12 protein-coding genes and 1 tRNA gene are annotated in these 11,305 nt (G+C 44.3%); 8 read left to right on the plus strand and 5 right to left on the minus strand.

Annotation, left to right across the window (positions count from 1 at the left end; genetic code table 11):
- Window positions 1–226: hypothetical protein (locus tag ACH10T_RS08920; protein WP_394808945.1), on the plus strand; the 226-nt coding region annotated here is incomplete at its 5' end.
- A 592-nt stretch (window positions 227–818) separates the two neighbouring features.
- On the opposite strand, the gene secF is transcribed toward ACH10T_RS08920, so the two are convergent.
- The 5 genes from secF to queA all read right to left on the minus strand — a co-directional run bounded on the left by secF (window position 819) and on the right by queA (window position 6,563).
- Complete coding sequence (gene secF, locus ACH10T_RS08925) at window positions 819–1,757, minus strand: protein translocase subunit SecF (RefSeq protein WP_394808946.1); 939 nt, start codon at window positions 1,755–1,757, stop codon at window positions 819–821.
- Between the two features lie 24 nt (window positions 1,758–1,781).
- Complete coding sequence (gene secD, locus ACH10T_RS08930) at window positions 1,782–3,845, minus strand: protein translocase subunit SecD (protein WP_394808947.1); 2,064 nt, start codon at window positions 3,843–3,845, stop codon at window positions 1,782–1,784.
- Window positions 3,846–3,940: 95 nt separating this feature from the next.
- A complete protein-coding gene (yajC, locus tag ACH10T_RS08935; protein ID WP_394808948.1) occupies window positions 3,941–4,399 on the minus strand; it encodes a preprotein translocase subunit YajC in 459 nt (152 codons plus the stop codon).
- A 47-nt stretch (window positions 4,400–4,446) separates the two neighbouring features.
- The gene (gene tgt / locus ACH10T_RS08940; RefSeq protein WP_394808949.1) at window positions 4,447–5,532 is read right to left on the minus strand and encodes a tRNA guanosine(34) transglycosylase Tgt; all 1,086 of its coding nucleotides are present in this window, start codon (window positions 5,530–5,532) and stop codon (window positions 4,447–4,449) included.
- The gene (gene queA, locus ACH10T_RS08945; protein WP_394808954.1) at window positions 5,529–6,563 is read right to left on the minus strand and encodes a tRNA preQ1(34) S-adenosylmethionine ribosyltransferase-isomerase QueA; all 1,035 of its coding nucleotides are present in this window, start codon (window positions 6,561–6,563) and stop codon (window positions 5,529–5,531) included. The genes tgt and queA overlap by 4 nt, the downstream gene beginning before the upstream one ends.
- A gap of 110 nt (window positions 6,564–6,673) precedes the next feature.
- On the opposite strand from queA, the gene ACH10T_RS08950 reads away from it, so the two are divergent.
- The 7 genes from ACH10T_RS08950 (at window position 6,674) to ACH10T_RS08980 (ending at window position 10,582) form a co-directional block, all read left to right on the plus strand.
- Window positions 6,674–6,760 (plus strand) — tRNA-Leu (locus ACH10T_RS08950).
- Window positions 6,761–6,924: 164 nt separating this feature from the next.
- On the plus strand, window positions 6,925–8,130 hold the full coding sequence (locus ACH10T_RS08955; protein ID WP_394808950.1) for a tyrosine-type recombinase/integrase: 1,206 nt from the start codon (window positions 6,925–6,927) through the stop codon (window positions 8,128–8,130).
- Between the two features lie 107 nt (window positions 8,131–8,237).
- On the plus strand, window positions 8,238–9,029 hold the full coding sequence (locus ACH10T_RS08960; protein WP_394808951.1) for a hypothetical protein: 792 nt from the start codon (window positions 8,238–8,240) through the stop codon (window positions 9,027–9,029).
- 97 nt (window positions 9,030–9,126) lie between these two features.
- On the plus strand, window positions 9,127–9,372 hold the full coding sequence (locus ACH10T_RS08965; RefSeq protein WP_394808952.1) for a helix-turn-helix transcriptional regulator: 246 nt from the start codon (window positions 9,127–9,129) through the stop codon (window positions 9,370–9,372).
- Between the two features lies 1 nt (window position 9,373).
- Window positions 9,374–9,670: a helix-turn-helix domain-containing protein gene (locus ACH10T_RS08970; RefSeq protein ID WP_305333966.1), complete on the plus strand. Its 297-nt coding sequence runs from the start codon at window positions 9,374–9,376 to the stop codon at window positions 9,668–9,670.
- A complete protein-coding gene (locus ACH10T_RS08975) occupies window positions 9,663–9,806 on the plus strand; it encodes a hypothetical protein (protein WP_292994661.1) in 144 nt (47 codons plus the stop codon). Before ACH10T_RS08970 ends, ACH10T_RS08975 begins: the two co-directional genes overlap by 8 nt.
- Before the next feature lie 2 nt (window positions 9,807–9,808).
- Window positions 9,809–10,582 (plus strand): plasmid recombination protein, encoded by a 774-nt coding sequence (locus ACH10T_RS08980; protein ID WP_394808953.1) that lies wholly within the window; start codon window positions 9,809–9,811, stop codon window positions 10,580–10,582.
- Window positions 10,583–11,305: the final 723 nt, after the last annotated feature.

Below are 11,305 nucleotides of genomic sequence, written 5' to 3' on the forward strand. Positions count from 1 at the left end.
CTCAGTCTTGGCCTTCTTTAACCGTTCCATTGCCACCACAAGTTGCTCCGCCCCACTTGCCTTCCGTGCCATGATGGCCTCTACCAAAGGTAAAGGCTACATTATTACACTGCTTCTATCTGTAATTGGAATTAGGAGTTTAGCGACTCGAACTTCGGTGATAGTTCCAATAGGGCGCAATGCTTACCATGCAACTAATAATCAGAGCAATGACGATATCACGTAAATACTCTTTAATTAGGGATTCATTTTCACCGATGGCAGTAACCTAGCAGTGTCAAAATAATTACCCAAATTCATGCACCAAGACTAAGACTAGTATAAAAGCAAAAAATAGGCAGATTCATTCTTGCCAGACCAGCGGGGGTATGGAGCTATATTGCCGAATCATAGGGATTAATCGGCCAGTGAATGTGGAAATATGACCATGGCGTGCAAAGAAATTTTCCATTTGCTGCAGGTTGTGTTCTTTGAACATACATATTTACCATAACGTATCATCAGTGGGTGGCCCAATTAAATCGCCAAATAGTAGAGTTGTGACCAGCCCGCGCACCCAAAAGCTTCCTAAGATACCGCTTAGTATTAAGTCGATCATGTTCATTTCATCTTTTGAAGCCAAGTAACCTCTGCGGGAATCATAATGACTTCACTGGGAAAAGGTATAAAGCTTGATTCAATCAGCATAAGCAAGAAAATACCCGGGTATCCTAAGCTGCCGACCGTGTTGACAATCCAGTTGATGACTTCTGTTAACAAAAGTCTTTTTTTACCTTGATTTGATAATAAATAGATATTTAGTTGGTTGTCAGAAACTTCTATACCACTGCGCCATCATTTTCTAGCGGTTTCTTCTCTAATTTAACGAGATCTTCTCGCTTAACGCCTAGAAGCATAATAATAGGACTGCCTACCATTATTGAAGAGTAGATTCCAAACAGAATGCCGATTGTTAATGCCAATGAAAAATAGTAGAGCACTTCACCACCGAACAAAAGCATGGCGATAACTACCATCTGAGTACTGCCATGCGTAATGATTGTGCGTGACATGGTTTGTGTAATGGCATTATCGATTATTTGTGTGATAGATGCTCTGCGGTGTTTTCTGAAATTTTCGCGTATGCGATCAAAAATGACAACGGATTCATTGACAGAATAACCTAATATGGCCAATACAGCAGCTAATACAGTTAGGGAGAATTCCCATTGAAAAAATGCAAAACAACCAACGATAATTACGACATCATGTAAGTTAGCGATAATGCCTGCTACACCAAACTTCCATTCGAATCGCACGGCCAGATAGACAACTATGCCTAATGAAACAAACAGTAAGGCCAAAGCACCATTTTCGAGTAATTCTTCACCAACTTGCGGACCAACGAATTCTACACGCTTCATTTCCACCGAGGAATCCGCTTGTTTAAGTGCATTTAATACGATTTCAGATAACTGTGCGCTGGAAGTCTCAGGTTTAATGGGCAAACGTATGAGAACTTCACGGGAAGATCCAAAGTTTTGTACACTGGCATCCGGCATGTCGAGATCGACCAACACGTTTCTTATTTTCTCGAGATCGGCTGTTTGACTATAGCTAACTTCCAAAACAGTTCCACCCGTAAAATCGACGCCAAGGTTTAATCCTTTTGTGGCAATAAAGAAAACAGAAAGAATGAATGTTACTATCGAAATAACAGCTCCTGGCCGTCTCCAGCTCATGAAGGGGATGTCACGATTAAATCTAAAAAATTCCATGGTTTTTGCTTCCTTATGAACCGATTATTGCTTAAGTGACTTGGTATCAGATGTTTTACGCTTACTTTTGGTTTTAGTAATAGTTTTTCCATCCGATTTGGTTTTAGCAGTGCTATCAACCTTATTATCAGTTTCGATTATAGTTTCTGTTTGGCCGATTTCTTTTTTTTGTTCGCTGATTTTTACTTTGGTGCTGATGGTATCTTCGTCAATCTCATCTTCATGATGCGAGATAGATTTACCGCTCGCTGCACTATGCTTGGGTATCCAGATTTTCCCGATGGGAACATGATCGAGTCGACGTCGGCTTCCGTACATCAGATTTACCATACCTCTTGATACAAAGGTTGCAGTAAATACAGAAGTTAAAATACCCAAGCACAGTACTACCGCAAACCCTTTGATCGGTCCTGAACCGAAGGCAAATAGCGCAATGCCTGCAATTAAGGTTGTGATATTGGAGTCCACAATCGTACCAAATGCGCGTTCAAATCCAGCGTGAATGGCGAGTTGCGGAGAGGCGCCAGCGCGTAATTCATCCCGGATACGTTCATTAATCAGCACATTCGCATCGATAGCCATACCCACAGTCAGCGCCAAAGCAGCCATTCCGGGGAGAGTCAATGTGGCTTGCATGATCGATAATAAACCCACCAACAGCAATATATTGAGAGCGAGCGCGATGACTGAGATAACACCAAACGCCGTGTAATAAATTATGACGAAGAAGGAAACAGCCAAGAATCCATATAGCGTGGAGTTATACCCCCGAGCGATATTTTCGGCACCCAAGCTTGGGCCTACTGTACGTTCTTCAATAATATCCATCGGCGCTGCCAGCGCACCTGCACGTAGCAGCAATGCTACATCTCGAGCTTCTCTACTGGTCATGCGTCCACTGATCTGGACACGTCCGCCACCGATTTCTTCACGTATAACCGGTGCTGTGACAACTTCCGTTTGGTTCTTCTCAATTAAAAGAATCGCCATTCTTTTGCCAACGTTTTCACGCGTCAATAGCTTGAAAATACGCGAGCCGCTGTTATCCAGATTGATATGCACTGCCGGTTGATTATCTTTATCAAAGCCAGGCTGCGCATCGGTAATGCGCTCACCCGTGAGTAAAACCTGTTTTTTGACGAGTATTGGACCGCCGCCCCGTTCCTCATACAGCTCTATTCCAAATGGAATTTTTCCACGTATGGCAGCATCGAGATCATGTTCATCATCGACCATGCGAATTTCCAATGTGGCCGTCCGTCCTAGGATATCTTTTGCCTTGGCCGTATCCTGTACACCCGGCAATTGAACAATGACACGATCCGCTCCGGCTTTCTGAATGATTGGTTCAGCGACGCCCAGTTCATTAACACGATTACGTAGTGTAGTAATATTCTGCATCACTGCCGAATCTTGCATGCGAATCTGGGCTTCGGGTTTGATCGCAGCAATGAGGTGATACCGGTTATCAGCTTCTTTTTCACTTAAACCGAGATCAGGGTAATTCGATTTTATTTCAGTTTCTGCCTTTGTACGTGCTTCAGTATCACGAAACTTCAAGATAAGTTTTTTCTCTTGTTTCTCAAGTCCGGTATACGGAATTTTATTCTCACGTAATGTGCTGCGAATATCAGCACTGTAACGATCCAGTGATTTCTCGAGAGCACCTTCCATATCCACTGCAAGCATAAAATGTACACCACCTCGCAAATCTAGCCCCAGGTACATTGGCAGAGCGCCAAGGTTGGTTAACCATGGGGGGGAGTTAGGTAGTAGATTCAGTGCAACTATGTATTCTTTGCCGAGAGTTGATTCCAAAAGATCTTTCGCTTTGATCTGTATGTCAGTATCAGCAAAACGTGCCTTGATACTGCCTTCTTCAAGCAAAGTTCCAACGGTTTCAATATTGGCTTTTTTTAATGCGTCTTCGACTCGTTGCAGCAAGGCTGTGTCAACGTTTGCTGAAACCCGTAACGATGAAATCTGCACTGCAGGAGACTCACCGTAAAAATTAGGTAATGTGTAAAGCAGTCCGAGTAAAAGCGAAACCGCAATAATCAGATACTTCCAAAGTGCGTAGCGGTTCATGGGTGTCAGTTAAGTATCAAATGATAAAAGGTAAAAAGTAAAAAGATATACAAGGGCAGGTATTAAATAATAACTCCCTACGTTACTGTGCGTGATTATTTCTTTTCTGTATTATTTTCGGCTTCATTATCTTTGTTATCTGAAGCTTCTCCGGTATCTTCAGCTTTTTTGGATTCCGGTGCAGTAGTTGTTTTTGCTGTTTTGGTTTTTTGTGTTTTTCCCTTGGGTTCAATACTTTTCAGTGTTCCCTTGGGTAGTAAGGTTTGCACCGAAGATTTAAGCACAGTAATCTCTGCTGTAGGCGCAACTTCGATAACTACATAGTTTTCACTGACATTAATGACCAGGCCCAATATACCGCCGTTAGTGATGACCTCATCACCTCTTTGCAATGCTTCCACCATCTGTTTTTGTTCTTTTGCACGTTTGGCCTGTGGGCGGATCAGCAGTAAATAAAATATGATAAGTATACCAACCATCGGTAATAGACTCAGCCAGTCTGCACCAGCTTGCGTTGACGAAGCAGCTTGGGCAAATGCGTCATTTATCAGCATAAAATTCTCCCTTTTATTAAAAGGGTACATATTAGCATGATGACCGCTTATGCCAGAAATTCTTGTGCATATTCTTCAAATTGTTTGTTTTCAATTGCCGCTCGAATCTCTGCCATTAGTTGTTGATAATAGAATAAATTGTGGACAGTATTTAAGTGTGCGCCCAACATTTCATTGATGCGCTGTAAGTGATGCAGGTAAGCGCGACTGAAATGTTGACAGGTATAGCAACCACATTGTTCATCAGGAGGCGAAGTATCTAAGCGATAGCGGCTATTACGCAATTTGATAATGCCATGTTGCGTATACAGCCACCCGTTCCGGGCATTGCGCGTAGGCAGCACGCAATCGAACATATCAATGCCTTGTGCTACTGCGTTGACAATATCTGCTGGTGTTCCTACGCCCATCAGATAGCGTGGCCTGTCAGTGGGCAGCAGCGGTGAGATGTGTTTCAGGATACGCTGCATATCTGCTTTCGGTTCACCGACGGATAATCCGCCAATGGCATACCCATCGAAGCCAATGTTGTGCAAGCCAAAAAAAGATTGATCGCGCAAATGCTCATACATACCGCCTTGCACGATACCGAACAATGCATTTGGGTTGTCACTGTGCGCTTGCTTGGAACGTTCTGCCCAACGAAGACTGAGTTCCATGGATAGCCTGGTTGCAGTTTCATCTACCGGATAAGGCGTGCATTCATCAAAGATCATCACAATATCGGAATTGAGTGTGCGCTGAATCCGCATCGATTCTTCCGGCGATAGAAAACAGTTATCGCCATTGACCGGGGATTTGAATTGAACGCCCTGTTCAGTGATTTTGCGCAACTCTCCCAGGCTATATACCTGGAATCCGCCTGAGTCGGTTAATATCGGGCCATGCCAGCCCATGAAATCGTGTAGTCCACCATGCGCTTGAATGGCTTCCAATCCGGGACGCAGCCACAAATGAAACGTATTGCCCAGGATGATCTGTGCGTTCGTAGCCTGTAGTGTGGCAGGGGACATGCTTTTGACTGCACCATAAGTGCCTACCGGCATGAAAACCGGTGTTTCGATCGTGCCGTGCGTCAAAGTTAACGTGCCACGGCGGGCGGCATGATCGGTGGAATGTAATTGAAATTTCATAAATTCTTCTCGATAAGCATAGCATCGCCATAACTAAAAAAACGATAACGTGCTGTCACAGCATGTTGGTAAGTGCGTTGAATATTTTCCATGCCGGCGAAAGCTGAAACCAGCATCAACAATGTCGAACAAGGTAAGTGAAAGTTGGTTAATAATCGCTCGACCACTTGAAAGCGATAGCCTGGCGTAATAAAAATCTGCGTATCGCCATAACCTGCAATCAACCGACCCCGATGAAGCGATGCGCAAGCCTCCAATGCGCGCAGCGATGTAGTACCCACCGAGAGAATACGGCCTCCTGTCGTTTTAGCATGCTCGATAGAATCCACGGTGGCTTGGGGGATATGGAATGTTTCGCTATGCATGGTGTGATCGGCGATATTTTCAACGCGCACTGGCTGAAATGTCCCTGCACCGACATGTAGAGTGACGTAGACAATGATAACGCCCATTGCACGCAATTGATCTATCATGCCGGTATCGAAATGCAGGCCGGCGGTCGGCGCCGCAACGGCTCCTGAGTTTCTGGCGTAAACAGTTTGATAACGCGACTCATCTGCAGCAGTAGCTGGTCGCGCAATGTAAGGAGGCAACGGCAGTTGACCGTAACATTCCAATAACTCTGCGACTGACTTCTCATGTTCAAAACGTAACGTATAAAATTCGCTTTCACGCGCGATTACGGTTACTGGAATGGCGTCAGCTAATAACAGTTTAGAATCTGGTTTAGGTGCGTGGCTAGCACGGATAGCAGCCAAAACATGACGATCATCCAACACTCGCTCCACCATCACTTCGACTTTGCCGCCACTGTCTTTTTTTCCAAATAAGCGCGCTTTGATCACCTGAGTGTCGTTAAACACCATGACATCCCCGGCACGAAGGTAATTGGGCAAGTTGGAAAATAACGTATTCTGTCGTTGATTATTGATGCTATCCAGATAGAGTAAGCGGCTGCTGGTGCGCTGTTCTGCGGGGAACTGTGCTATTAGCTCAGCGGGCAGGTAATAATCAAAATCCTGAGTTTTCATGCGGCCTATTATACTGGTGCAACATGTTTTCTGCCCATGCAGCTTGCTGTACTGCAGGTTTTCAGTGATAATTGCGCCTTCTGTTGATTCAAATACAAACAGATAGTCTAGCCGGGATGGCGGAATTGGTAGACGCACGGGACTCAAAATCCCGCGAAGGCGACTTCATGGGGGTTCGATTCCCCCTCCCGGCACCAATAAAGAATTTCAGTAAGTCTCGAATCGTATCAAATCCATTGTAATTATTATGAATTTAAAGAATTGATTGTATCAAGAGATAGCATGCCATCTTTTGACATACCATCAGAATGAGGGTATTTTTGATGGTACTTCTAGATACCATCAGGTGAGGTACCATCAAATGCTTACTGATGTCGCAGCCCGTAATGCTAAATTTTCTGACAAACCGTACAAAATAAGTGACAGTGGTGGACTGTATTTGCTGGTGAAATCCACTGGTAAATACTGGCGAATGAATTACCGCTATGCTGGCAAGCAAAAGACTTTTGCAATCGGTGTTTATCCCGCTGTTTCTCTGGTTAATGCTAGAAAGAAGCGCGATGAAGCGCGTGAATTGCTTGCGAAAGATATTGACCCATCACTGAACAAAGCCATCAATAAGCAGATTGTGCGCACTGCGGCAGAACATACTTTCAAAGCGGTAGCGCTGGAATGGCACGCAAAAACCAGCAAAACTTGGGCAGAAACAACAGCGACCAATATCAAGCGCTATCTGGAAAAAGATATTTTCCCGTGGCTGGGAAATCGTGTCATCAAAGATATTTCCGCACCGGAATTGCTGGCTGTGCTGCGTAAAATAGAAAGCCGTGGTGCACATGAAAAAGCGCAGCGTTGCCGTGAATATGCCGGGCGGGTATTTCGCTATGCCATCGCCACCGGACGCGCTGAACGTGATCCAAGCGGTGATTTGAGAGGCGCATTGACACCCGTCAAGGTAAAACACCATGCGAGCATTACCGACCCAAAAACCATTGGCGCATTACTGCGTTCAATCAGCGGATTTAGCGGTTCATACATTACCAGGTGTGCATTGCAGCTTGCGCCGTTGGTATTTGTGCGCCCTGGTGAATTACGCCATGCCGAATGGGCGGAAATTGACTTTGACAAGCCAGAATGGCGTATACCCGGCCATAAGATGAAAATGAAAGAGCCGCATATTATCCCGCTCTCAGCCCAAGCCGTTGAAATACTCCAATCCATCCATCCGTTAACCGGCGATGGTCAATATATTTTTCCCAGCATACGCAGTGGTGCCCGGCCAATGTCTGAAAATACCATCAATGCAGCCTTGCGGCGCATGGGTTATGAAAAAGATGAAATGACCGGGCACGGTTTCCGCAGCATGGCCAGTACACTGTTACATGAACACGGCTGGCCGCATGAAGCGATTGAGCGGCAGCTTGCCCATGCAGAACGTAACAAAGTAGTAGCAGCCTATAACTACGCTGAACACTTGCCTAAACGCAAAGAAATGATGTGCTGGTGGGCGGATTATTTGGATGAATTGGCAGCCGGTGCCAAAGTGGTTAGTTTTCAAAAAACTTGATTGAGTTTAACTGCGCCTAGCCCGACGGGGCGAACACCGGAACCCTAACCGGCTGGCGTGGTTTCCTGATTTAGAGGGATGTGGCAAGGGCACGCGATATGAGCAAGTTGTTCAAACTGAAAGACTGGTTAACAGTACCAAATGCTGCAAAACACCTCACTATTGTGTTTGGCGAGGAAGTTACCGAGGCTGATGTGTTTAGATTGGCATTAGATAGGAAGCTGAGGATATCCATTTATTTATCTAAACCTACAGTAGTAAAACTCGCAGAAAAAATCCCTATCCCAATAGAACTCGAACAACATATTAAATATGGAAATTCGATGCTTTGTACAAAATTGGATGAAATCACTTTCCTTGAGGGCATTCTTGACTTACCACTGATTGACTATGAGCGATCAATTGTTGAAGCAGAGTATTACCGTGCGTTAAATGGGAGTGCTATTGAGTTGACTGGAGGAGGTTCAATTTTAGTTGAACAAAATGGTCAACTATTTGAGTTACAAGTGTACGTAAATCAATTTAGATCGATTGAATGTAACGTAGATGATTCCCAAGAGCAATTACTCAAGAACATTGCAGTAAATAATTACTGTGAAGCGCAGTCCCTGCCCGAACATGGAACACTAATTGTCCGCACTGATGCGCTGCGAGAACTAGAAGACTCCATAAATGGAGCGCCCGGACATGCTGAAAAACCATTATCCACAACCGAACGTCACACGCTGTTGACTATCATTGCTGCTCTTTGTGAATACTCAGCAATCTCGCACCAGGAAAGAGGCGTGGCCGCACAGATCGCTAGGCTGACTGAAGAAATTGGCGTGCCTGTATCTGATGATGCTATTCGCAAGGTACTGGATAAAATCCCCAATGCCCTCGAAGCCCGGAGAAAATAGGAGCCCAAAACCGCGAGCGGGAATAGGTAAACCGCTTGCGGCTATAATATTTCCTAAAAGCACATGATGAAGCTCCTCAATCACAATGGAGCTAGACATGGCAGAAGAAATCACCACGAATCCAATCCCCGAAGCATTAAAAAATTTCGACCAACTTCCTAACACCGCCAATGTAAGACAGCCAGTCGTTCAAGCGTTATATGCCTGTTCATCGGCCAGCGTGTGGCGCGGTGTCAATGCCGGGCGTATACCCAAACCAAGGAAACTGTCACCGCGTACAACTTGCTGGAATGTCGGTGAGCTGCGCGCAGCTTTGGCAATGACCGGAAATCTGGGGGCATAACATGGATAAAAAAATACCGCCCCATAAAGAAACGGCTTTTGAAGAGATCAATCAAAAGTTTACAGGTAACCATTCAAAACAACAATGTGAACGCATATTGCAAGCGCTGCGTCTGTTCAAATTAAATACATTTGAAGCAAGCCGGGGTTTGAATGTTTATCACCCACCGGCGCGCATACTGCAATTGCGGCAGCAAGGCTATGCAATCGACACTATCTGGGAAACTGTAGAAGCTGAGAACGGTGTCAAACACCGTGTCGGTTGCTATGTATTGCGCCCTGGTAAAAATCATGAATAGCGAGTCATGGCTGGAACGCCTGGAAATGTTGCTGATGCGATTTTCTCATCTTGGCATAGGCGCTGATGTAGCTTCGCTCAGTTTGATTGAGCTATGGGCGCTTTACTGCTATTTGTCCCGGCTTGGGAATGGCTAGAGATGGCAGCAAGCCATTTGCTACGGCTGGGTACGGTGAAGGGTAAGAATGGCGTTCTGAATGCTTTGAAACACAATAAGCGCACGCTACAGGCTGAACGTGGCGCGGGTGCGAATATTGAGCCAGCCAGAACGCCATTGAATTACTCACTGACTGAACCGGATAGTGCTGAAACGATTGATCGTCATGCAAAAGTTTTGATGGTGCAGGCTGGCATAGATCAGCCGCGTGTTAATCAAGTGATGGCCGTGGAGATTATCTTCAGCCTGCCCATTGACCGACACCAGCAAGACACCCGGCCATTCTTTAAGGATTGCTTTGAATGGGTTAAGCAGCATATTCCGGGTGTGTTGTTATCGTTTGATGTGCATCTGGATGAAAGCGCGCCTCATGCTCACGCCTTAATTCTGCCATTAATGGATAACAAAATGCAGGGCAACAAGATCATGGGCGGTAAAGGTAATCTAAAACGTTTAATTAATCTGTTTCATGCAGAAGTTGCCCGGCATTATGGTCTAAGCAGAAACGAGACTAAGCGACTCACCAGCAAAGCCAAGGAATCACTGGAAAGACAGGTTTTGGCTAGATTGGCAATTGATCCGGCGATGCAATCCATGATCTGGCCATGTGTGCGTGATGCTATTCACAATGATCCGCTACCCTATGCGCAATTATTGGGGATTGAGCAAAAACACCAGCTTGTAAAATATACCGGAAGATCATTCGTACAGATCATGACTTCCAAAGGCAAGGGAAAAGAGATAAACACTATATAGCGTTTCAGACCCGAAAAACATCAAACACTATCCTGTGTATAGCGTTTCGTTGGTAATCTACTTAAGGAAGAGGCGAATGTAAACAATCAAAAATTATCAAGCACCCGTCGAACTATCAACGAGAGCATAAAAGGATTTTGGTCAATTGCTTGGCTTTCCAAAAATTAACTATCAGTTAACGAATAGTACATCTATCACCTTATTTAACATAAGATTTTTTGTTTTATCCACAATTATTGTGGATAACTTTGTGTATAACAGTTTTATTTGAAAAATTAATTAATCAATCTAAGGGTTTTCCTTAGATTGATTAATTATTTAACACTTTTATTATGTGATATTTATCATATGGTTATTAGTAATTTGTCATATTGATATGAAGTTGTACAAACTAACTTCTTTATCTTGTTAAAACTGTGGATGATTTAGAAAGTCAAGCAAAGAATTATGAAATTGATTCTGGCAGTTTGTGTGAAAAGGTAGGTACTTATCGAGTTTTGATTGATGAGGGTGATTAAAACCTCATCAAAATTCTAGCGTAGCGAAAAATTAAAGTCGTAAACTTTTTTCATTGCATATATTAGCTCAACAGTAGGAGAACGTTAACTAAACAGCTAAAAAGCTAAACTATAGTGGACCCTCCTTTCAGGACAGTAAATTAAGATGGTATCCTGCTAAGAAGGAGCAGGAAATGACGGGAATAAAGCGAAAGAATTTTACGGG

Origin of the sequence: Nitrosomonas sp., from assembly GCF_043753625.1 — a bacterium.
Taxonomy (GTDB): domain Bacteria; phylum Pseudomonadota; class Gammaproteobacteria; order Burkholderiales; family Nitrosomonadaceae; genus Nitrosomonas.